At 43.4% G+C, this 23,457-nt stretch carries 21 protein-coding genes and 1 other annotated feature; of the genes, 6 read left to right on the plus strand and 15 right to left on the minus strand.

Annotated features, from left to right (window positions below):
- Positions 1 to 34: 34 nt before the first annotated feature.
- On the minus strand, positions 35 to 1,774 hold the full coding sequence (locus tag DP120_RS07725) for a peptide ABC transporter substrate-binding protein (RefSeq protein ID WP_112223061.1): 1,740 nt from the start codon (positions 1,772 to 1,774) through the stop codon (positions 35 to 37).
- Between the two features lie 240 nt (positions 1,775 to 2,014).
- Between DP120_RS07725 and DP120_RS07730 the strand changes: the two genes are divergently transcribed.
- Both DP120_RS07730 and trpS read left to right on the plus strand, forming a co-directional pair.
- On the plus strand, positions 2,015 to 2,356 hold the full coding sequence (locus DP120_RS07730; protein ID WP_112223062.1) for a DUF3899 domain-containing protein: 342 nt from the start codon (positions 2,015 to 2,017) through the stop codon (positions 2,354 to 2,356).
- A 42-nt stretch (positions 2,357 to 2,398) separates the two neighbouring features.
- Positions 2,399 to 2,610 (plus strand) — a binding site (T-box leader).
- A gap of 44 nt (positions 2,611 to 2,654) precedes the next feature.
- Positions 2,655 to 3,668, plus strand: a complete 1,014-nt coding sequence (trpS, locus tag DP120_RS07735; RefSeq protein WP_112223063.1) for a tryptophan--tRNA ligase — start codon at positions 2,655 to 2,657, stop codon at positions 3,666 to 3,668.
- A 174-nt stretch (positions 3,669 to 3,842) separates the two neighbouring features.
- Here trpS and opp4C read toward each other — a convergent pair whose 3' ends face one another.
- From opp4C to DP120_RS07770, 7 genes are all read right to left on the minus strand, one after another.
- The gene (gene opp4C, locus DP120_RS07740) at positions 3,843 to 4,760 is read right to left on the minus strand and encodes an oligopeptide ABC transporter permease (RefSeq protein ID WP_112223064.1); all 918 of its coding nucleotides are present in this window, start codon (positions 4,758 to 4,760) and stop codon (positions 3,843 to 3,845) included.
- 12 nt (positions 4,761 to 4,772) lie between these two features.
- Positions 4,773 to 5,738, minus strand: coding sequence for an oligopeptide ABC transporter permease (opp4B, locus tag DP120_RS07745; RefSeq protein ID WP_112223065.1), 966 nt, complete (start codon positions 5,736 to 5,738; stop codon positions 4,773 to 4,775).
- 158 nt (positions 5,739 to 5,896) lie between these two features.
- Positions 5,897 to 7,645: an oligopeptide ABC transporter substrate-binding protein gene (opp4A, locus tag DP120_RS07750; protein WP_112223066.1), complete on the minus strand. Its 1,749-nt coding sequence runs from the start codon at positions 7,643 to 7,645 to the stop codon at positions 5,897 to 5,899.
- A 26-nt stretch (positions 7,646 to 7,671) separates the two neighbouring features.
- Positions 7,672 to 8,682, minus strand: a complete 1,011-nt coding sequence (locus tag DP120_RS07755; RefSeq protein ID WP_112223067.1) for an ABC transporter ATP-binding protein — start codon at positions 8,680 to 8,682, stop codon at positions 7,672 to 7,674.
- The gene (locus DP120_RS07760) at positions 8,679 to 9,725 is read right to left on the minus strand and encodes an ABC transporter ATP-binding protein (protein ID WP_112223068.1); all 1,047 of its coding nucleotides are present in this window, start codon (positions 9,723 to 9,725) and stop codon (positions 8,679 to 8,681) included. The genes DP120_RS07755 and DP120_RS07760 overlap by 4 nt, the downstream gene beginning before the upstream one ends.
- Positions 9,726 to 9,958: 233 nt before the next feature.
- Positions 9,959 to 11,197 carry a beta-ketoacyl-ACP synthase II gene (fabF, locus tag DP120_RS07765; RefSeq protein ID WP_112223278.1) on the minus strand — a complete coding sequence of 413 codons (1,239 nt, stop codon included), beginning with the start codon at positions 11,195 to 11,197 and terminating at the stop codon, positions 9,959 to 9,961.
- 26 nt (positions 11,198 to 11,223) lie between these two features.
- On the minus strand, positions 11,224 to 12,156 hold the full coding sequence (locus DP120_RS07770; protein WP_112223069.1) for a beta-ketoacyl-ACP synthase III: 933 nt from the start codon (positions 12,154 to 12,156) through the stop codon (positions 11,224 to 11,226).
- Positions 12,157 to 12,343: 187 nt separating this feature from the next.
- Here DP120_RS07770 and DP120_RS07775 point away from each other — a divergent pair, with 187 nt between their 5' ends.
- Positions 12,344 to 12,529 (plus strand): YjzD family protein, encoded by a 186-nt coding sequence (locus tag DP120_RS07775; protein WP_112223070.1) that lies wholly within the window; start codon positions 12,344 to 12,346, stop codon positions 12,527 to 12,529.
- A gap of 28 nt (positions 12,530 to 12,557) precedes the next feature.
- On the opposite strand, the gene DP120_RS07780 is transcribed toward DP120_RS07775, so the two are convergent.
- The 3 genes from DP120_RS07780 to DP120_RS07790 all read right to left on the minus strand — a co-directional run bounded on the left by DP120_RS07780 (position 12,558) and on the right by DP120_RS07790 (position 15,979).
- Positions 12,558 to 14,702 carry an ATP-dependent Clp protease ATP-binding subunit gene (locus DP120_RS07780; RefSeq protein ID WP_112223071.1) on the minus strand — a complete coding sequence of 715 codons (2,145 nt, stop codon included), beginning with the start codon at positions 14,700 to 14,702 and terminating at the stop codon, positions 12,558 to 12,560.
- Between the two features lie 134 nt (positions 14,703 to 14,836).
- Positions 14,837 to 15,145, minus strand: coding sequence for a metal-sulfur cluster assembly factor (locus DP120_RS07785; RefSeq protein WP_033540921.1), 309 nt, complete (start codon positions 15,143 to 15,145; stop codon positions 14,837 to 14,839).
- 66 nt (positions 15,146 to 15,211) lie between these two features.
- The gene (locus DP120_RS07790) at positions 15,212 to 15,979 is read right to left on the minus strand and encodes a serine aminopeptidase domain-containing protein (RefSeq protein ID WP_112223072.1); all 768 of its coding nucleotides are present in this window, start codon (positions 15,977 to 15,979) and stop codon (positions 15,212 to 15,214) included.
- 163 nt (positions 15,980 to 16,142) lie between these two features.
- Between DP120_RS07790 and DP120_RS07795 the strand changes: the two genes are divergently transcribed.
- The 3 genes from DP120_RS07795 to DP120_RS07805 are packed head-to-tail and all read left to right on the plus strand — an operon-like array spanning position 16,143 to position 19,172.
- Entirely contained in the window at positions 16,143 to 16,952 is an 810-nt protein-coding gene (locus DP120_RS07795) for a Cof-type HAD-IIB family hydrolase (RefSeq protein ID WP_112223073.1), read from the plus strand.
- A gap of 16 nt (positions 16,953 to 16,968) precedes the next feature.
- A complete protein-coding gene (locus tag DP120_RS07800; RefSeq protein WP_112223074.1) occupies positions 16,969 to 17,823 on the plus strand; it encodes a DegV family protein in 855 nt (284 codons plus the stop codon).
- 14 nt (positions 17,824 to 17,837) lie between these two features.
- Entirely contained in the window at positions 17,838 to 19,172 is a 1,335-nt protein-coding gene (locus tag DP120_RS07805) for a CoA-disulfide reductase (RefSeq protein WP_112223075.1), read from the plus strand.
- 62 nt (positions 19,173 to 19,234) lie between these two features.
- Here the strand turns inward: DP120_RS07805 and DP120_RS07810 are convergent, their stop codons facing one another.
- From DP120_RS07810 to DP120_RS07825, 4 genes are all read right to left on the minus strand, one after another.
- Entirely contained in the window at positions 19,235 to 20,698 is a 1,464-nt protein-coding gene (locus DP120_RS07810) for an alpha-amylase family glycosyl hydrolase (protein ID WP_112223076.1), read from the minus strand.
- A 189-nt stretch (positions 20,699 to 20,887) separates the two neighbouring features.
- Positions 20,888 to 21,262, minus strand: a complete 375-nt coding sequence (locus DP120_RS07815) for a YisL family protein (RefSeq protein ID WP_112223077.1) — start codon at positions 21,260 to 21,262, stop codon at positions 20,888 to 20,890.
- A gap of 69 nt (positions 21,263 to 21,331) precedes the next feature.
- Positions 21,332 to 22,231, minus strand: a complete 900-nt coding sequence (locus tag DP120_RS07820) for a fumarylacetoacetate hydrolase family protein (protein WP_112223078.1) — start codon at positions 22,229 to 22,231, stop codon at positions 21,332 to 21,334.
- A 42-nt stretch (positions 22,232 to 22,273) separates the two neighbouring features.
- Positions 22,274 to 23,452 carry a DUF418 domain-containing protein gene (locus tag DP120_RS07825; protein ID WP_112223079.1) on the minus strand — a complete coding sequence of 393 codons (1,179 nt, stop codon included), beginning with the start codon at positions 23,450 to 23,452 and terminating at the stop codon, positions 22,274 to 22,276.
- Positions 23,453 to 23,457 lie beyond the last annotated feature (5 nt).

Here is a 23,457-nt window from a genome sequence, read left to right on the forward strand (position 1 = left end):
CTATTTGGTTTTAAAACCGTGGCTTCAGATTAAATTATTCTTTGCCTGAAATGTAAGCCCATTTGTAGCTGTAATCTCCGCCAAATGGGTGAGAGATGATGTTTTGTACATATGGTTTTTGAAGAGCCATTGTAGCACGTTGGTAAATCGGTGCGATAGCAGCATCTTCTTCAATCAGGATTCTTTCAGCTTCAGCCATAGCTTCCCAGCGAGCTGCAGGATCTTGAGCTAGTTCGCCTTTAGCCTGTTCAACCAAGCTGTCGAATTCTTCGTTAGAATAAGACATCAAGTTGTGTGAAGCTCCAGTAACAAATAGATCTACGAAAGTCATTGGATCCTGATAGTCAGGGCCCCATCCAGCGTTTTGGATGTCATAATCCTGAGCTTCGTCTAATTCAAGACGTACGTTAAAAGGTACAGCTTTCAAGTTTACAGTCAAACCTTCAAGGTTTGTTTCAAGCTGTTCTTTCAAGTAAGCGTCCATTTTACCAGCCAATTCGCTGTCGCCGCCAAGTAGTTCAAGAGTTACTTCTGTTTCGCCGATTTCTTCAAGGCCAGTAGCCCAGAATTCTTGAGCTTGTGCTGCATCAAAGCCAGTCAAGTCACCGTTGATTTCACGGAAATCTTCACCATCTTCTGAGAATGTAAACTCAGTAGGCACAAGGTAATTAGCTGGAAGTGAACCGTTAGCCAATACTACGTCAACTAGATCTTGCTTGTTGAAAGCCATAGAAATTGCTTTACGGATGTTTACGTTTGCAAGTGGTGTTTCTTCACCATTGCGTTCTTGGTTAAATTTAAGGTAGAACAAAGTTGGTTCAAGTTCTTTTACAACTTCTGGATCGTCAGCATATTGCATTGCGAATTCACCAGATAGTCCAGCACGGTCTTTCTCGCCAGACTGGTAAAGGTTTAGAGCTGTAGATGTTTCTTTAACAACGTCAACGTTGATAGTTTCAAGTTGAACTGTTTCAGCATCCCAGTACTCAGGGTTTTTCTCCATAGTCCAAGTCAAGCCAGTACCATCCCAGTTTGTAAGCATGAATGGACCGTTGTAAAGCAAGTTATCAGAGTTAGAAGCGTAGTCGTCACCTTTATCAGTAACGAATGCTTCGTTCTGTGGATAGAAAGTTCCGAAAGCCATCAAAGACATGAAGTATGGAGTTGGACGCTCAAGTGTAACCACTAGAGTTTTTTCGTCTTCTGCAACAACACCAAGTTCTGATGGATCTCCGCCTTCTGATACTTCAGTAGCGCCTTTGATAGTGCCAGCCATCATGTATGGACCATAAGGTGATCCTACTTCAGGGTCTAGCGCGCGTTTCCATGCAAATTCGAAATCTTGTGCTGTAATCGGTGTACCGTCCGACCAGTTAGCGTCACGCAATTTAAACGTGTAAGTCAAGCCGTCTTCAGAAACTTCAGGCTCGCCTTCTGCTAAAGCAGGTTCAGCAACGTTTTCTTCATTCAAACGGAAAAGACCTTCGTTTACGTTGTTCAAAATGTTGAATGCTACAGAATCTTCAGCGATTGCTGAGTCCATTGATGGAATTTCTGCACCTTCAACTAGGTTTAATACTTGTTCTGCGTCAGGCTCGCCGCCTTCTGTAGATGCTGCGTCATCTCCGCCATCATCAGTATTGCTAGTATCTGTTTCTGATGAATCTGGTGTTTCAGTTCCGCCGTCAGTTTCTTCTCCGCCGCCACATGCAGCTAGGAAGATGCTGAGAACAAGAACTAGGCCAAGTAGCCAAAATAGCTTGCTGTTCTTCACTTAGGTGACCCCCTTAAATTTTCTGAAAAATTGGTACACTGTTAATTATACATATTCTTTTAACCTTGTACAGGCTTTTTTTTATATTTTATCGGTCATTATAATAATAGTGTGACATTTATTACAGAAAAAATCGCTTGAATATTACGTTTGTAAGCGTTTTCTTATCAGAAATTCCTAGAGATTCTTTTTGATTTTTTTTCCTTTTCCTACTACAATCATCTAGAGGAGAGTGCAAAATTGAAAAAAACACTTATATGGATTTTAATAGTTCAAGCGATAATCTTCCTGACCATCTTTATTCGTCCAGAAGACTTATCTCTTTTGTCCTACATCAATACATCATTTGTTTATGGCGGAATTCTAGTTTTCTTTGGTGCTTGGATCTTTGTTGTCCAAACAGGGGCCTTCGATATTTTTACAATGAGCATGAGGAAATTTTATCGGCGAAAAAGTACAATGGAAGATGAGGAAATGCGTCTCCCATCCGAAGTTATTCCCTTTTCAGCTGCTCCGCTGCTTATAATCGGGATAGTTACAATTCTGATGATGAGCATTTCCTTGCTAGTATACGAATTATAATATTGCAAATCATTTCTTGCTTATACTATAATAAGAACAATATATTAAGCGTTGAGAAAGAAGAGTAAATGCGTTTCCTTCTATAATAGAGAGTCTGTGGCTGGTGAAAACAGATGTAGGAATGCATTGAATGGGCTTTCGAGCTGAGCAGGTGAAATTGACAGTAGCCCGCTCCGTTATCTTCACGTTATGAAGAAGAGTGGCCGGAAACGGCAACTAGGGTGGTACCACGGAAACACAGCTTCGTCCCTTTGCAGGGATGCTTGCTGTGTTTTTTTATTTTGAGGAGGAATTAGGGATGAACAGAATTTTTTCAGGCGTCCAGCCTACCGGAACAGTAACACTCGGAAATTACATCGGAGCTTTCAAACAATTTACAGAGCTTCAGGACGAATATGATTGCATCTTTTGCATCGTTGATCAGCACGCAATAACAATGCCGCAGGACCGGCTTGAGCTGCGGAAGAATATCAAAGCTCTTGCTGCACTTTATCTTGCTGTAGGGATTGATCCAGAAAAGGTTACATTGTTTATTCAATCGGAAGTGCCTGCACACGCTCAGGCCGGTTGGATGCTTCAGTGCATCGCTACGATCGGTGAACTCGAGCGGATGACACAGTATAAAGATAAGTCATTAAAGAATGTTTCGGTCTCTGCAGGACTGCTTACCTATCCTCCACTGATGGCTGCGGATATTCTCCTGTATCAAACCAATATTGTTCCAGTCGGCGATGATCAGAAACAACACATTGAATTGACACGGGATCTGGCGGAACGTTTCAATAAAAAATACAACGATGTTCTGACCATCCCGGAAATCCGGATTCCGAAACACGGCGCGCGAATCATGTCACTGCAGGATCCAACTAAAAAAATGAGTAAATCGGATACCAACAAGAAATCCATCATCACATTGCTGGATGATTTGAAAACAATCGAGAAAAAAATCAAAAGTGCCGTAACGGATTCTGAGGGTATCGTAAGTTTCGACCCGGTCAACAAGCCTGGCGTTTCAAATCTTCTTACGATTGAAGCAGCCCTGACCGGCGCATCAATAGAAGAACTTACGGCCAAGTATGACGGAGCCGGTTACGGTGACTTTAAAGCTTCTGTAGCCAGAGCCGTTACTGATCACCTGGCACCTATCCAGGAACGCTACGCACAACTAGTGGAGTCAGATGAACTGGACCATATTCTTGACGAAGGCGCAGAGAAAGCAGCACACCTTGCGAATAAAACACTTAAGAAAATGGAAAACGCAATGGGTCTTGGCAGAAAATCACGAAAAGCGACTGCGCCCGTTAAGCTCTGAAAGGCATAAGACGATTTGGTGAAGCGGCGTCTTTTCAGCCGTATAGCCAAAGTGGCTTATGACCCGAAGAGCTGGGCCGCTGGAGTCTGGACAAGAAGGCTCCCCTTCCCAAGCACTTTCCCATTTTATCAAAGCACAAAAAAGTTCCGCACATTAAATTGTGCGGAACTTTTTTTATCTCAAGGATTTAGGATTCAATGCATCCTTCAATCCTTCTCCTATAAAGTTTATAGAAAGAATCGTCAATGTCAGAATTAGTGCTGGCGGCATCCAGATCCATGGCTTGCCTTGCAGCACATCCGGTTCGTTAGCTGAGGATAACATGATTCCCCAACTTGGAGTTGCTTGCGGCACTCCGAAACCGAGATAGCTTAATGCCGATTCAACCACGATCATGCTTGCAAAAATCAATGTTGCCTGAACAATAATCGTCGAAGCGACGTTAGGCAATAAATGTTTCACAATTACTTTGAACGGTGAACAGCCAATGGACAGAGCGGCCATAATGTATTCATTTTCCTTTTCAGCGAGCACTTTACTCCGTACCAGGCGGGCTACCCCTCCCCAGCTCAATATTCCGATGACTATGATCAAAACCCATAACCCATCAACTATGCCGTAGAGTATTGTGTTTAAGACAATAACAAATACTAAAAAAGGGAACGTCAATACTAAATCAGTAAACCGCATCAGGATATTGTCAACAAGTCCTCCAAAGAAACCTGCAATAGAGCCAACAATAGTTCCTAAAACAATTACCATCAATGTTGCACTGAAACCGACCAACAGAGAGATCCTTCCGCCGTAAAACAGACGAGTCAATACATCTCTGCCGCTTTTATCCGTCCCAAGAATATGCTCACTGTTGGGTGGTATATTCATCGATCCGATATTCACTTTTGCAATATCCGGCAGCGGCGATAAATACTGAGCCAAAAAAGGTGCTGCAATGGACAGCAAAGTTACTATAATGATGAACACCGAACTGATCATTGCCAATTTGTTCTTTAAAAACTTTTTTCTAGCAATCTGCCAGGGAGACAAGCTTCGTTCCGGCTTCTTTTGCTGAGTTAAAGTTGTTGATGATGCCATTCTGCTTCCTCCTCAATCCAGGCGGATTCGTGGATCCACGACGCCGTATAATAAATCTGCTATTAAATTTCCGGCTAATGTCAGGAATGACAAAAGCATAGTGAGAGCCATCAATGTCGGGTAATCCCTGCTGGTCACCGAATCAAGAAACAGCATACCGATTCCCGGATATGTAAAAATTGATTCAGTGATAATCGCTCCGCCGATCAATGCAGCAAAATCAAACCCTAAAAATGTCACTAAAGGAATGATGGAATTTCTTAAAATATGTACATTATAAATTTTTCTTATTGGCGTTCCTTTTGCGCGAGCTGTACGAACGAAATCTTTCCGTGAATTCTCAATAATATCGTTGCGCAGAAACTGCGTATAAGAAGCTGTTCCCATCGCACCAAGAACTAGTGCCGGTAAGAGAACATGATGTAATTTACTTAAATAGTATTCAAAACTGCCTTTTTCAATTAGAATGTCCACCGATCCGCCAAATGGAAACCAGTTTAAATGGAAAGAAAAGAAATAAATGGCAACTACAGCAGCTACGAAAGACGGAATCGCAAGCATGATATAGTTTATGCCCGCAATGGCATTATCCCCGATGGTATAGGGCCTCCTGCCTGAATACATCCCCATTGAAAAAGCCAGGATATACGTGATGATAAGAGATATGACACCCAGCAACAAGGTATTCGGAACTTTTTCCATAATAATATCAAAGACATCTGTTTTATATTTTGTCGATTTACCGAAATCCCCCTGCACAAAGCCAGTAATCCAATTAAAATACTGCACTGGCAGCGGTTCGTTGTAACCCAGTTTTTCTCTCATTTCCTCGATATATTCCGGATTTGTATTCAATGGATCAATTTCTCCGCTCAGGGAATCCCCCGGCATTAATTTTGCCAATGAAAATACTACGATGGAAATAAGGATGAGCATAGGAATCGTTCCGAGCAATCTTTTAATCGTATATTTAAGCATTTATACTCTCCTTGTCTGTAAAGTTCTCTGTTGCCGCTCTCCGGCACGGTAAGAGTTATTTTCTTTCAAACGTCCCTTACCGTGCATAAGAGCTTCATATAATTTTTCAACGATGAGCTAGCTAATGCCAGCCCATCGTTGAAGGTTTCTTACCTGTATTATTCTGTTACAAACCATTCAGCAGGGTTGTTTTGACCAGATACGTCATATTCAACTCCGCCTACACGATTGTTCAAAGCAACAATTTCTTCAAGTTCAGCGATATAAAGCATTGGCAAATCTTCGTTTACAATCTTCTGCCATTCAATATACAGTTCAGCACGTTTTGCCTGATCTGTGCCAACGACTTCAATGTCAAGAGCGTCGTCAAGCAATTTGTCGGCTTCAGGATTGTTGTAACGAGGGTAGTTCCAAAGCTGATCTGCTTTCCATAGACCTGAAGGATCCGGATCTGCTCCAGTTCCCCAGCCGCCAAAGAATGTTTCGATTGCTGGATCATCTTTTTCGATCATGTCATAGTACAAGTTAACTTCTACCATTTCAAGTTCTGATTGAAGTCCTACTTCCTCAAAATATTGAGTGATTGCTTGTGCGCGTGACTCGAATGTAGGGTTTCCAGTAGCATAATGTGAGAATTTAACGATAAACTCGTCACCATTTGGATCTTCACGGAAACCATCTCCGTTTTGGTCTACATAACCCGCTTCATCAAGCAAAGTTTTCGCTTTTTCAGGATCGTATTCATAAGTATTCAATTCGCTGTTATCAGCAGCATTCCAGTGAGAGCTTGGTACTGGAGCGTTTACTACGTTTGCATAGCCGAAGAAGAATGCATCAACCCACTCTTGACGGTTCAGTGCATACATCATCGCCTGGCGAAGCTGCTTGTCCTGATATTTAGGGTTTTCTTCTACGATCGTTTGAGAATCGTTGTCAAATTTACCAAGTTTAAATCCTACATAATAGTAAGACAGTCCAGGGTAAGTAATGATTTCAACATTTTCCAATGGTTCTACTTCTGGCCCAGAGACCGGCTGAAGGGAAAGCATGTCAACATCGCCATTTTGCAATGCACCAACAACAGAAGAGTTGTCGATAACGCGGACTACAATTTTGTCCAAGTTGACGTCGCCGTTCCAGTAATCTTCATTTTTAGAAAGTTCTACAGATTCACCAGCTACAATATTTTCAATTTTAAATGGCCCAATTCCAATTGGAGTGGAACGAACCCATTCAGATCCTGACATTTCAGCAACTGGCACGTCGCCCATTACTGATTCAGGAAGTGCATATACCCAAAGGTTTGTTAAGTTGTTTACACGCGCTTGGTCGAAAGTGATTTTAATTTCATAATCACTTACAACTTCAATCCCTGAAATAGTGTCAGCTTCACCGTTGCGGAAAGCTTCTGCTCCTTCAATTGTTTGAACGTTCGTGTAACGCGGACCATCATAATCTTTGTTTGCAATTGTTTCTAGTGCGAATAACCAGTCATTAACTGTTAGTTCTTCGCCGTTATGCCATTTAACGCCTTCTTTGAATGTGAAAGTAAAGACCTTATTGTCTTCAGTTTCCCACGAAGCTACGTTAGGAATTGGTTCCAGGTTTTCGTTATAAGTAATTAATGGCTCATCGTATAGATCAATTACTTCAAAATCCGTTGCGATACCGTAAAAAGCAGATGAGAATAATCCTTCTGGTGGAGCGTCAATACCGTACACCAAAGTTCCGCCTGCTTGAGGCTCTCCTTCAGTAGTGCCTTCTGCTTCTGTTTCTGTTTCTGTCTCTTCTTTTTTGTCTGCATCATCCGAGGACGACCCGCTATCATCTCCGCCGCATGCTGCAAGGAACGCAGACAGGACAAGAATCAAAGCGAAAAGCCATAATAACGATTTGTTCTTTTTCATGATTTTCCCCCTACTGTTTTTTTTGATCAATACAAGACGCAGGCAACATGATGGCCAGGACGCACTTCTTTCAATGGAGGCTTTTCTTTCGAACAGACTTCCATTGCCATCGGGCAGCGCGTATGGAACGGGCAGCCGGTTGGCGGATTTTGCGGACTTGGAACATCTCCTTCAAGCACAATCCGTTCTTTCTTGATCGCCGTGTTTGGTTCGGGGATCGCAGAAATCAGGGCTTGTGTATAAGGATGCAGCGGCTCCTTGTATAAATCTCTATTTGAAGCAACCTCGACGAGATTGCCCAAATACATAACACCAATTCGATCGCTCATATGTTTTACGACGCTGAGATCATGCGCGATAAACAAGTAAGTGAGATCGAATTCAATCTGCAATTCCTTAAGCAGATTCAAAACTTGCGACTGAACAGAAACATCCAGTGCCGAAACCGGCTCATCTGCCACAATCAATTTTGGATTCAACGCGAGTGCCCGGGCTATACCGATGCGTTGACGCTGGCCGCCTGAAAATTCATGGGCGTATTTATAATATGCCGCTTCCGGCAGTCCAACCTTGGATAATAAAGATTTAATTTCCTGCTCCAACTCTTTCTTGTTGCGCTTCTCATAATTGAGAATCGGTTCAGCGATTATGTCGCCGACCATCTGCGTCGGATTGAGAGAAGCATATGGATCCTGGAAAACCATCTGGAAATCACGGCGGGCCTTTTGAAGCTTCGCCCCCGAAATTTTTGTGATTTCTTTTCCTTCAAAAAGTATTTGGCCGTCTGTCGGTTTCAGCAGCCGGAGAATTGTTCTTCCGGTTGTCGACTTGCCGCATCCGGATTCACCAACAAGACCGAGTGTCTCGCCTTTACGGATGGTGAATGAAACATCATCCACTGCTTTTACATGCCCAATGGTCCTTTTAAAAAAACCGCCTCTTACTGGATAATAGGTTTTAAGATTCTGGACTTCGAGAAGCACGTCCCGATTCTCGAGGCTGTCGATTCTGTCTTGTATAAAGTCTCTAGTTGTCATGCCATGGACGCTCCTTCTCTATAAGGTTTTGTGCCTTCTGGCCAGCTCTCGTCATATAGCAGACACGCCGCTTCATGGTGCGCAGCTACTTCTCCGAGTCTAGGAGTCACTGTCAAACATTCGGGCATTGCTGATGGGCAGCGGTTCGCGAAGCGGCAGCCAACTTCAGGCATGTTCATTACTGAAGGCACCAGGCCATCAATCGTTGCCAGAACTTCAACATCTTCATCCATTCTCGGAATGGCCTTCATCAACAGGTCCGTATAAGGATGTTTCGGGTTATTAAACAGTTCATCAACTGTAGCTTTTTCCACAATTTTCCCTGCATACATGACCAGGACTTCATCACAGATTTCGGCAACGACACCCAAATCGTGAGTGATTAAAATAATTGCCATGTCATTCGCTTCCTGTATGCCTTTCAGTAAATCAAGAATCTGGGCCTGTACCGTTACATCGAGTGCGGTTGTCGGTTCATCTGCAATCAGAAGTTTCGGCTGGCAGGCAATGGCCATTGCGATCATAACCCGCTGTCTCATTCCACCTGATAATTGGTGAGGATATTCATCGACAATTTTATCCGCACGGGGTATGCCTACACTTTTCAGCAAGGACACTGAACGGAGGCGGGCTTCTTTTTTCGATATTTTTTCATGGTTCAGGATGACTTCTTCTATTTGATAGCCGATAGTGAAAACCGGGTTCAAGGAAGTCATCGGTTCCTGAAAGATCATCGATATGTCTTTTCCGCGTATATTGTTCATTTTTTTATCAGATAGTTTGGAAATGTTCTCTCCTTCAAATTTCACTTCGCCACCGCGGATTTTTCCGATTCCAGTTGGCAATAGTTGCATGATCGACAGTGACATTACGCTTTTTCCGCAACCCGACTCTCCCACAACACCGACTATTTGCTTGCGTTTAACTTCAAACGATACTCCTTCAACAGCATTAAAGAAGTCGCCATCAATCTTAAAGCCGGTTTGAAGGTTCTCAACCTGCAAAAGTGGTGTCTGTGTGAATGATGTATTTTTAGCTGACATGCGAACACCTCAAAATTCTTTTTTTTCTGTTAATTCAACTTTTATAAAGTTTATTACAAAAACATTACATAAGCAATCTCTTTTTTGTAATTTAAAAAATTTTTTGTCAATTAAAAATCAGAAAAGGGAATATTTCCTTGTAAGCACTGACTTTGACAAATTTATTTATTTGTTGGAAAGCAGTAAAAAGGTACAAAAAAATGCCCTGCAATAAATTGCAGGGCTACATATAACTATTCATATTTCTTAAATACCAATGATGCGTTATGTCCGCCAAATCCTAATGAGTTACTCATGGCATAAGTAAAGTCCGCTTTTCTGGCTTCATTTGGAACATAGTCCAAATCGCATTCTTCATCTGGAGTATCATAATTTATCGTCGGTGGCATGATGCCTTCTTTCAGCGCCAAAGCTGTGAAAATGGCTTCTATTCCTCCGGCTGCACCAAGTAAATGGCCAGTCATCGATTTTGTCGAACTCATGCCGAGTGTATAGGCATGTTCGCCAAATACCGTTTTTACCGCCATTGTTTCAAACAAATCATTATAAGGTGTGCTTGTCCCGTGTGCATTAATGTAACCGATTGACGTTTTTTCGACACCGCCATCAGCTAAAGCTTGATCCATCGCACGGGCCGCGCCTTCTCCGCCCGGCGCTGGTGCAGTTATATGGTGGGCGTCGCCCGTCGAACCGTAACCGACGATTTCAGCATAGATTTTCGCTCCGCGCGCTTTCGCCTGTTCGTATTCTTCCAAAATCACGATACCGGCTCCTTCACCAACGACAAAACCATCACGGTTTTTATCAAACGGCCGTGAAGCTGTATTGATATCCGTATTTGTCGTCAATGCTGTATTGGCTGTGAAACCGGCAACTGATAATTGTGTGATCGGCGCTTCTGCTCCGCCTGATATCATTGCATCCGCATCACCGCGCTGTATTACACGGAACGCGTCTCCAATCGAGTTGGTTCCGGAAGCACAGGCTGTCACCGAACAGGAATTGATGCCTTTTGCACCAAAATAGATCGACACTTGTCCGGAAGCCATGTCCGGAATAATCATCGGAATCAAAAATGGGCTGATCCGGCGTACGCCTCTTGTATTTAAAACGTTCATCTGATTTTCAATAGTTTCCATACCGCCGATGCCTGAACCAATCCAGACACCCGTGCGCAATGCCGTTTTTTCATCGAGTTCCATACCGGAATCCTTCATCGCCATTATGGACGCTGCAAGCGCATAATGTGTAAAGCGATCCATTTTTCTGGCTTCTTTTTTCTCGATGTAATCTTCTATAGAAAAATCTTTTACTTCAGCAGCAATTTTGGCGCTGTAATCGTCAGGATTCAGCCGAGTCAACGGACCGACACCTGACTTGCCTTCTTTTATAGCTTCCCACGTTGTTTCAATATTATTGCCAAGCGGTGTAACCGCTCCAATTCCCGTTATAACTACGCGACGATTCGCCATTCTGATCTGTCCTTTCGCATTCCTGATTATTTGCCCCATCGCATCGCAATGGCTCCCCAAGTCAATCCTCCACCAAATCCGACCATCACTATCACATCATCATCTTTAATTCTTCCCTCTTCAACATCTTCAACAAGTGAAATCGGGATGGAAGCCGCTGAGGTATTACCATATTTATGGATCGTTTTAGACATTTTTTCAACAGGCAATTCCAAACGCTGTCTCGAGGCTTCCATGATTCGGATATTGGCCTGATGTGGTATTAAAAAATCGACATCTTCTTTATCTAGACCAGCTTTTTCGATAACATTTACTGCTGATTCGCCCATTTGGCGCACAGCGAATTTGAATACTTCCCGTCCGTTCATGACGAGGTAATCGTCCTGATACAAATGTTTGCCGCCGCTTCCATCAGCACCAAGCTCAAACGACAGGATGCCCCTGCCTTCAGAGACTTTACCGATGACTACTGCTCCGGCACCATCTCCGAAAAGAACGGCTGTGTTACGGTCTTCCCAATTTGTGATTTTAGAAAGTTTTTCCACTCCAACCACAAGTACATATTTATAAACATCTGAATCGATGAATTGTTTAGCTGTAACTACACCGTACATAAATCCGGCGCATGCTGCTGATAGATCCATTGCCGCTGCATTGACTGCCCCGATTTCCTGCTGAATTACACACGACATGGAAGGAAATGGCTGATCACCGGTAACAGTCGCCACCAGTATCAGACCGATTTCTGTTGGATCGATTCCAGCATCATCTATGGCCTTTTGTGCGGCTTCCCGAGCCATATGGGATGTATCCTGCTCGTCTCCGGCAATACGGCGCTCTTCAATTCCTGTCATTGTGCGGATCCATTCGTCAGACGTATCCATACGCTGCTCCAATTCGAAATTCGTTAATTTCGTTTCAGGTAAACAACGGCCAATTCCTAATATGCCAGCATTCATTTTAATTCCCTCATTTCAACTTGCTCTGAATGTTTAGTACCTGGTATTAATAATACGTCATTGTTTCAGCTTTTTCAAGTTACCGACATAATTCAGACAAAATCTTTTAAGAATGAAGAAACTTTCTTTCTGGAAAGCGGAAGCTATGCTATTATTAAGCTAGACATTTTATGCAGAGGTGAAACAGATGCAATTTATCGGAACTTTATTCTGGTCGGCTTTATTGATCACAACACTAAACTACGTTGTCAGTGCTGTTCAGAACGTAGACTTTAACTTTATGCCCGGAATCTACATGTCACTTGTTGTTTCCGTGCTAATTTTCATCATTGGTTCAATCATTCCTGAATCACCAGCTCCAGAAAAGCACTAATAAAAAAAGAAGCGCAGGCCGACATGGCCTACGCTTCTTTTTTAGTTATTTTCATTTCATTGTCTTCGCCCATCTCCAAGAAGAGTGTGGTATGCGGCATAATATCGCCTTTGATCAATTCACGGGCGATTTTTGTTTCAATTTCACGCTGAATAAATCTTTTCAGCGGTCTTGCTCCGAATAACGGATCAGTGCCTGCCTCCAAAACGTAATTGATGACTGAATCATCAACTTCGAGTGCAATTTCCTGCTGCTGCAGCCGCTCAGCCAGTTCGTTTATCATTTTCTTGGCAATGTGATAGAAATGGCTGTTGTCCAGTGCATGGAAAATTACAATGTCATCTATTCGGTTCAAAAGCTCGGGCTTGAAATGTTTACGCAGCTCCATCATGACGATATCCTCAATTTCATGTTCCTCGTCGTTGGCTTGAATATGGGAAGATCCAATATTCGAGGTCATAATGACTACTGTATTCGCGAAATTGACAAGACGCCCCTGGCTGTCCGTAATGCGTCCATCATCCAGAATCTGCAAAAGAATATTCGCAACATCGGGATGCGCTTTTTCGATTTCATCCAGCAGTACAACTGAATAAGGGTTTCTTCTGACCGCTTCTGTCAATTGTCCGCCTTCTTCATAACCGATATATCCCGGAGGAGCCCCGACTAAACGGGATACGCTGTGTTTCTCCATGTATTCCGACATATCGATTCGGATGAAATGGTCTTCCGAGTCAAACAGGTTCGCCGCCAGAGACTTGGCCAATTCGGTTTTTCCGACTCCGGTCGGACCGAGGAATATAAACGAACCAATCGGTTTTCTTTCGTCTTTTATCCCTGCACGTGCTCGCCAAACCGCTTCGGTCACAAGCGCAACCGCTTTGTCCTGGCCGATGACTCTTTCTTTAAGCGTTTCATCCAGACGCAGCAGTTTTTCGCGCTCACCTTCCACGAGTTTCGTAACCGGGATTCCTGTCCAGCGGGCAACGATGCCAGCGATCTCTTCTTCCGTCACTTCTTCACGCAGGAGTCTTTCAGCACCTCCTGCAGCCAAATCAGCTTCAAGAACAGCCAACTCTTTTTCAAGTTCCGGAATCTGTCCGTGCCGCAGTACAGCCGCAGCATTTAAATCATAATTATTTTCGGCTTCTTCCAGCTTGCGCCGCAATTGATCAAGCTGCTCCCGTTTTTCCTGAATTTTTTGCAGTGATTCTTTTTCTTCTGTCCACTGATTTTTCATGTCGGATGATGAATCTTTTAATTCCTTGATTTCTTCGCGCAGCGTTTCCAAACGCGTTTTGCTCGCGGCGTCTTTTTCTTTCATCAAAGCCTGTTCTTCAATTTCCAATTGCATCAGCCGGCGAGTCACCTGGTCAAGTTCCTGCGGCATTGAATCGATTTCTGTGCGTATCATCGCACAAGCTTCATCGATCAAGTCAATCGCTTTGTCCGGCAGGAAACGCTCGGTGATATAACGATCCGACATCGCAGCCGCTGCAACAATCGCACGATCATGGATGCGTACGGCATGGTGCAGCTCAAACCGTTCTTTTAATCCGCGCAAAATCGAAACCGTATCTTCGACAGATGGTTCACGTACCAACACCTGCTGGAAGCGTCTTTCGAGAGCGGGATCTTTTTCGATGTTCATGCGGTATTCATCAAGTGTTGTGGCGCCTATGCAATATAACTCTCCACGGGCAAGCATCGGCTTCAGCATATTGCCGGCATCCATTGCACCTTCAGTTTTACCTGCACCCACGATTGTATGGATTTCATCAATAAATAAAATGATTTGTCCGTCGCTGTCTTTGACTTGCTTCAACACCGCTTTCAGCCGTTCCTCGAATTCTCCGCGATATTTGGCTCCTGCTATCAGCGAACTCATGTCGAGTTCATATATAACACGGTCCTTTAAGCCTTCAGGAACATCATTCCTGACGATCCTTTGCGCCAAACCTTCGACAATTGCTGTTTTGCCAACACCTGGTTCTCCGATTAAGACCGGATTATTTTTCGTTTTACGGGACAGGATGCGGATTACATTGCGGATTTCCCCGTCCCGGCCGATGACCGGGTCCGCTTTTCCGGATTGTGCCTGTTCCACCATATTGCGTCCGAATTGTTCCAAAGGCGACTTTTGTTCTTCATTATTAGCAGCAAATTGAACCATATTAATCCCCCTTTAAATAATTTGACCTTCTTTGACTAATTATATTATAGGAAATTCCCTGCAGGTATGCAACTTTCTGCACCCATAAAAAAACCTCTCCGGAATAGACTATTCCGAAAAGGTTTCTGTACTGCTTATCTTACGCCAAGCGCCATTTTCGCGTATCTTGACATATGTTCTTTGCCCCATACCGGCTGCCAGACGATTTTTACATCGACTTCTTCAACTTCCGGCAATTCATACAAAGCTTGTTTGACCATTTGAACAATTTGAGGTCCCATTGGACAACCCATTGAAGTTAAAGTCATTGTGACCACTGCAAATCCGTCTTCTGATAACTCAACATCATATACAAGGCCCAAATTTACGATATCAACACCCAGTTCCGGGTCGATTACAGTTTCGAGTGCTCCCATCATGCTGTCTTTCATCTCTTGATCCATGACAATCCCTCCTTTTTCTATTAAACCCATCTTAACAAATTTCAGGATAGAATGAAATCGACAAGCTTATGCCTTTATATGTTCGGCCAGCCATTCAGTCGCCGCAAGCATTCCAGGACGGCTTACTGCATGGCCTGTCTCTTTTTCACGCAGAAATTGCAACCTGTCTTCCGCTTCACCGTAAGACAGCTTTAATTTTTTATAAAAATCATAGGTCGGCCCGAATGGAACGATTACATCCTGTTCCCCGTGCCAGAAAAACAACGGGCGCTCTTTGAAAGCAGCCATTTTTTTCGTTCCATCGAACTGTCCAAGTGTCCCGAGCATATTGGCGCGCTCTTCTTCCGTAATCGGCAAAGCGAAACCGCGTGATTCAAATTGGGACATCTGTGCTTTTGCCAGCTCGACATAATTTGCTGCTCCCATCATAATAGCAGCTGCCGGTATCCATGGATATACTGTCAAAGCCCCGAGAGTTGTAATCCCTCCCATAGAAGTCCCTGCCAAAGCAGGTTCTCCTTCCACCAATTGTTTTTCTTTCGCAATTTTATGTATCAGCCCTACTTCTTCTATAGAAGTCAAAACAATTTCCCAAAACCTTAAACTCAGCTGAATTGCATCCTGGCCTTCTTCCCTTTCGCCATGAAGATGGGCATCAGGCAATAAAACACGGATGCCTTTATCCGCCAGCTGGTAAGCATAATGGAGATTATGTTCTTTTGCACTCATATGGCCATGTAAAAAAATGACCGTTGGAAGCTCTTTCTCTGCAGCATCGTCCGGAGTGACATGCAGCAACGGAATGCCTTCCCATATTTCCTGAATAATTTTCACTTGCCGCTTACCTCCTTTTTGTTTAATCCTACCAATATTCGACCTTTTTTTCATATAATACGTATCTATTTACAAATTTATTGAATTGCTTGAACTCAAGATTTTTTGACTAACCCTTCTCATTATCGCTAAACTGTATATATATAGAAAGGAGCCGTTTTACATGAAACAGCATTTGATCGTTCTCGACTTGGACGGAACTTTATTGACAGATCAAAAAGTCATTTCCGAAAAAACAAAAAAAACGCTGGCCAAAGCGATGGAACAGGGCCATCAAGTAATGATTGCAACCGGCCGCCCTTATCGTTCCAGTGAACCGTATTATAAAGAATTGGGCTTGAAAACCCCAATCGTCAATTTTAATGGCGCGTTTGTTCATCACCCACTCGATAACAGCTGGGGAAGATTCCATACACCGATTGGTTTGGAAATAGTCCACGAAGTGGTAGAGTCGATGCATGATTTTAATTTCCATAATATTGTCGCCGAAGTATTGGATGATGTCTATGTCCATCATCACGATGAGAAGCTGATGGATATCTTTAAGTTCGGAAATCCTTATATCACAACAGGAGATTTGCGTAGTTACTTGAAAGTCGACCCTACATCGATGCTAATCCATGCGCCTTTCGAAAAAGTTGGTGAGATTCATGACCACTTGAATCAGGTGCATGCTGAAGTTATTGACCACAGGAGATGGGGTGCCCCGTGGCACGTTATCGAAATTGTGAAAAGCGGCCTCAGCAAAGCTGTGGGCCTTGACCAGGTTTCCAAATCACTGGGCATTGCAAAAGAAAACATCATTGCTTTCGGCGATGAAGACAACGATCTCGAGATGATCGACTTTGCAGGAGTCGGTGTAGCGATGGGAAATGCCATTGCACCATTAAAAAATATAGCCAACGAAATCACTTTGAGCAATAATGAAGATGGAATAGCAGAATTATTGATTGACCGCTTACATTTAAAATAAGAAATGGGGGATTGGAATGAGATTATTCGCAGACAGTGCATCAGATTTGCCAAAAGAGTTTTTTGAGAAAGAAAATGTGGAATTATTTCCGCTCCGCGTCCATATCGGCAATGAAGAGTTCGAAGATATCCGGACCATCCATTCGCTGAAAGTTTTTGATGCAATCCGTAATGATATTCGGCCAAAAACGTCGCAGGTGTCACCGGATGAAATGTTGAATGCCTTTGAGCAATTGGCTAAAGACGGTGAAGAAGGATTTTACATCGCCTTCTCTTCCGAGTTGTCGGGTACTTATGGAACCGCCATGATGGCATCTGAGCAAATTCGTGAAGAGTATCCGGATTTGAAGCTCACAGTGCTGGATTCAAAGCTGGCTTCCCTCGGATACGGAATGCTTGTTAAAGAAGCGGTTAAACTTCGTTCACAAGGGCATCCCTTGAAAGAAATCATTGAACGCGTCCGTTTTATGGCTGAACATACAGAGTCCCTGTTCACAGTTGAAGACCTCGATTACATGGCAAAAGGCGGCCGTATCTCAAAAGGCAGCGCTTTTGTCGGCGGTCTATTGAACATCAAGCCATTGCTGCACGTGGAAAATGGGAAACTGGTGCCGATTGAAAAATTGCGCGGCCGGAAAAAAGTCATTAAACGGATTGTGGAATTAATGGAAGAACGCGGTGAACAGCTCGAAAAACAAATCATCTCCATCAGCCACGGAGACGATGAAGAATTCGCCAATTTGATGAAAGAAGCGATCGAAGAGCAATTCCATCCAAAAAGCGTAGAAATATATATGATAGGTTCGGTTATCGCGGCCCACACAGGACCAGGTACCCTTGCGGTATTCTTTCAAAATAAATTAAATTCCTGAAGAGGTGCCTTGCAATGGAAAAGATTCTTATCGTTGGAGCAGTTGGCGGCGGAGCCACAGCGGCTGGACAGCTGCGTTTTTATAACAAAGATGCTGTTATTAAGATATTTGACCGCGATTCTGTCATGTCTTATGCTGCCTGCGGTACCCCTTATGCCATCGGTGAAGTCATTGAAGATGAAGAAACCCTGCTAATGGCGGACCCTGAGCAATTCAAGGAAAAAAGGAATATCGAAGTCTATCTGAGACATGAAGTGATGGGCATTGACCGCGAAAAGAAAAATATCCAGGTAAAAAACCTTATGTCTGGTGAAGAGTTTCTCGAAAGTTATGACAAACTGATTCTTTCTCCTGGAGGGACTGCTGTGGTCCCAGCGATAAAAGGCAGTGATACGGCTGATATCTTCAGCTTGCGGAGCTACAACGACATGCTGGCCATTAAGCAATATATCGAATCGCACAATCCCCAAAGCTGCACTATATCGGGTGGCGGGTTTATTGGCCTTGAAATGGCTGAAAATATAAAAGAACTCGGCATTGATGTACATTTGGTCCACAAATCAGATTACATCATGTCGATCCTGGATGAAGACATATCCCGGGAAATTGAAAAAGAATTATTGTTGAACGAAGTCCACTTGCAGACCAATGCATATATCACAGAAATCGATGGACGTTCACAAACGCTGTCGAACGGTGGTGTGCTGGAAACAGATTTCATCATCATGAGCGTCGGATTGGCACCCAATGTCAGCCTGGCAAAAGATGCAGAACTGGAAATCGGAGAAACAGGCGGTATCGTCACCAATGACTATATGCAGACCAATGACCCGGATATTTATGCCATTGGTGATGCTTCGGAGAATTTCGACCTTGTCACCGGAGAACCGAAACGGGTCCCGCTTGCCTGGCCTGCACACCGCCAGGCTTATATCGTCGCTAAGCATATAATCGGCGAACCGATTGCCAAAAAAGGCCTTCTTGGAACCTCTATAGTGAAGATTTTCAACTTGACTGCTGCAATGACCGGTTTGAATGAAAATAAATTGCGTGAGCTTGAAATCCCTTCGGTTTCCTTGATCCATAACGGCAATTCGAATGCCGGTTACTATCCGGATCACGGTAAACTGAAACTGAAAATACATTATGATCCAAATACCAGAGAAATCTTTGGCGCACAGTGCCTTGGTACAAAAGGCGTTGATAAGCGCATTGATGTCATTGCAACTGCGATGTATGCAGGCCTTACTGTCGATGACCTTCAGGCGCTTGAACTGTGCTATGCCCCGCCTTATTCTTCACCAAAGGACCCGGTGAACATGGCAGGCTATAAAGCAGATAAAAAATAAAGACATAAAAACGGCAAAGAATAGGATATATTCTTTGCCGTTTTTAATATATCTAATTTTAATCACTGTCTATTTTCGTTTTGTGATTTGGCGGCTTCATCAGCTTTACGCTGACGCCCTTTTCTCCATACAACCCAAAGGAAAATCATGAAGACAACATAAAGAATTATCAAAGCTGCTATATAGGCTTTATTGAATCCACGTTCGTCAATGACATGGAAAGTCTCGGCAATTTCGCGGTCAAGCGTAATTTTGTAATCGCCATTCGCTTCCTGTCGGACAATGTCATTTTCAAACAATCCCTGCAGCTGCTTGTCACTTCCAATTTCTTCAACGGACAATGAGAAATTTCTGGTGCTTGAAGAGTTATTGATGGCAACGATCCATGTTTCCTCATCGTTTGACCTTTTGTAAATCAGCCAGCCATCCTCTTCATGAAGAACTTCCAAATCACCTGTGCGCAATGCTTCTGAAGAGTTGCGCAGGGAATTCAAATTGTTGATATGATCGATTAATTCCTTTTCAACGGCCATATTCAGCAATTGGTGGGACTCGGGCAAGGTTTCCCCATTCATGGCAACTTCCGAGCCATACTGGACTACCGGAATTCCAGGCATTGTCAGTAATTGCGTAAACAATAAACGCATGCGGGTCGGAGGAAACCCTTGTGCACTGACAATATCCGAGGTGACGCGTGAACTTCGCAGGGAATCAGCCTGAATCAATTTCCCTTCGGCATTTTCCATCAGCTCGGGCAGACCGGATGTATCCTGGTCAAAGTTCTTATAACTGCTTCGCAGCGTTTCCTCTACCCCAGGCAACACAACTGCATCAAGGCCCTCAACCGGTTCCATTTCTGCGTCACTGATCAGGTAAATATCACGTATTTCCTTAATTTCTTGTGAGAAACGATCGATAAAGGCAGGGTCCAATTTTTCTGTTTCCTGGAGCCTTAATCCATCTATTTCATATTGTTGGATAAAGCCGCTGACGACTTCGATCAAAGCGTCCTGAGCAACAGGATTTGCTGTATCCAAAGCGAAAGTCCCGTCTTCATTTTCAGTGAACCACTCAGGATTATCGATTACCCAGAAATGCTGGCTGCTTATCTGCTGTGTCGGGATATCGATCATCAACTTCATATCATTATCATGGACAGTTTCCACTAATTCAGTGAATTCTTCTTCTGTCCCAAAATGCCGCTCAAATTGAGTATAATCCACTACTTCCTTGCCATCATATGTAGCTGAAGCAAAAACCGGCCCTATCGATAACACCGTAAAGCCCATCTCTTTAATATGCAAAATTTCACTTGTCAGTCCTGCAAAATCACCGCCATTGAATGCCGACTGATCTGTAGCAATTACATCGTAATCATTAGAAACCAGCTTATTGAAATATCGGTCAACCAGAACATCGTATATACTTTCATCTTTCAGCTCTCTTGTTTCATCAGCTGATGCAGGAGCGGCCAAGCTCAGCAGCAGCATCGCACTCAAGATGCCGGAAATCCATTTTGCTTTCAATCCTGTATCCTCCTTCAATGAGGGTTTATTGCTTACCACTCGGTCTATTTTAACAAACTCCAGACCTGCCTGCTATTTAAAGATGGATTAAAGCCTCTAACCTCCTGCCAGTTTCGTCTAAACTGTGAATACAAAGGCAAAAACAGCCATAAAAAAAGGATGCCCCGAGGACATCCACTTTTTTCATTATTAAGCCAGGAAATTAAAGCCGATCGGCAATTTAAAGCCGTAGAACATTGTTATAACTAGGAATACTGCAAACAGGATCCAGAACAAAGTCACGGATTTTCCTTTCTTGCCGCGGACCAATACCATCTCCATCATACCGATGGTCAGTAAACCGAACAGGAACTTGAGTCCGTACTGCATGGCATCATACGAAGAATGGGCGATAAACAGCGTCAATCCGGTAATGATGACCAGAATGTAGAATAAGCGCAGCACCATATGGATAATCTTGCGGCCTTTGCTTTCAGGAGCCATAAATGCCGCTATTACAAACAGCAGAATTGCAATGACCCAAGTCGTGATGTGTAAATGCGTAGTGTCAGTTAAAAATTCCAAATCGTCACCTCTTTTGATATAGTTCTATTCCAGTCTACCATAACTTACTATCCAGGTAGCAGGCAGGTACTATGACAAATGTGTGACGAGAGTGCCAATCGATTCGATCGATACTTTTACCGTATCTCCGGCTTTCAGGAATTTTGGCGGGTTGAATCCTTTTCCTACACCAGCTGGAGTACCAGTTAAAATTACATCTCCCGGTTCAAGCGGTGTATATTTGGAAATTTCCGAGATAAGGTCGTCCACTCGGCGAATCATATCTTTTGTATTGCCGTTTTGGCGTATTTCTTCGTTTACTTTTGTGACAATCGACAGGTTCTGTGCCTGAGGGATTTCATCTTTCGTTACGATGTATGGGCCCATTGGACAAGATTTCTCTAGGCTTTTACCAAGAAAATACTGCTGGTGTTTTGACTGAAGATCGCGTGCTGTCAGATCGTTGGCAATCGTATATCCGAAAACATGGTCATAAGCCATCCGTTTCGGAATGGAACTGCCCCCTTTCCCAATTATAACTGCAAGCTCTCCTTCATAATCAAAGGAATCTGTCAGCTCGCTGTGAACCGGTACTGTGGCGTCATCGCCAGTAATCGATGCAGGGGATTTTGTAAAGACGACAAGATCTACAGGCGCATCCCCGCCCATTTCTTTGGCATGTTCAGAATAATTTCTTCCAATGCAAATTACATTTTTCGGAGTTCTTGGAACTGGTGCCAGCCACTCGATATCCGAAAAAGAGTGTTTGTAATCATCGGGATTTTCCGAATGGGCTGCAGCATCCGCCAGTTTGCGGATTTGCTCAACAAATTCTACTCCCTGTGATAATCCTTCAATCAGCTGTGCCGGAAAAAACGGAAGAACCCCTAATTCATTCTGGATTTTTAAAACGTCCCAAACGGCTTCTTCTTTTTTCACTTTCGGTCCAAACGCTTCTTTTCCTTCATAGCGAAATGATAACAGCTTCATTTAGTAAACACTCCTTTTCTTTGGTTCCATTAATTATACACATTAATTATTGGATTTGTTGCTTTTTTCAAAATTTAATCCATACGTAATCTTTCGCCATATCATTTCCAGCGGCCCCTGGCTGAACTTCGTCAACCAGATTTCAGCAAATATCATTTGAACCGCGAAGATGCCGAGCGCCATCAAAGTTCCGGTCAAAAGGCTGACCTGTCCATATAGGCCCAAGCCATACGAATAAAAGATTGTTGTTGCTATGATGGACTGTGTGATGTAAGTAGTCAATGACATTCTGCCCACTTTGGACAATGGGCGAAGCAGCCTGGCCACATTGGCATTCTGGACAATAAGCGTTATAACAGCAGCATAACTTACTGCAAGCAACGGCCCTCCGAAAATCTCCTGCAAATAAGTCATCGCAATATTAGTTTCAAAGATATAAGGTGCAAGTTTCAGCAAAAGCCCTGCTAAAAATCCTCCTGCTGCAAGACCCAGCCAAACTTTCTTCAATTCTTTTGTGCGTTCGATCAACCGCCATTTGGCTACAGCTGCCCCCACCATGGTAAATGGCAGGATAGTGACGACCAGAATGATATAATTCAATGGGTTATTCCCATACATCCAGTCATCAAAACGCTGTCTGAAAATCTCTGCAAAGGACCCTCCGCCATATGCTGCAATCGAATTCTGCACTTCCTGGATACCGACATAAAAACTAGAATCCAGTGCCACAGCAGCAAACATTACAATAAGCAATAAAGTCTGCGGAATCACATAAATGATGATGCCCAGCCACAATAACCATTTTGACTCAAGTCGCATCATTCCGATGAGCAAAAAGCCCATAATCGCATACGTAATCAGGATGTCCCCATACCAGATAAGGAATGCATGCAGAATCCCGAAAACCAATAGCACTGCCAAGCGTTTTACAGCCAGTGGAGCAAAAGCTTTTTTTCTTGCTTCCGCTCTCAAAAATTGTATTCCTAACCCATAGCCGAAAAGCATGGCAAATAACGGATAAAAGCTTGCCTGGATAAAAATATCAAGAAACGTAAAAGTTTGCGGATCACCAGGAGCGTCAAACCACGTATAAGGGTCTATATAGTAAAGCGGCGAATGGAAAGCAAGCATATTGATAAGCAGGATGCCTAACAAGGCAAATCCCCTCATCAAATCAATCGCTTCCACCCGTTCATCCAAAGCAACCGGTTGTAATTTCACAAAAA

The sequence above is a fragment of the Planococcus halotolerans genome (genome assembly GCF_003289955.1).
Classification (GTDB): Bacteria; Bacillota; Bacilli; order Bacillales_A; family Planococcaceae; genus Planococcus; species Planococcus halotolerans.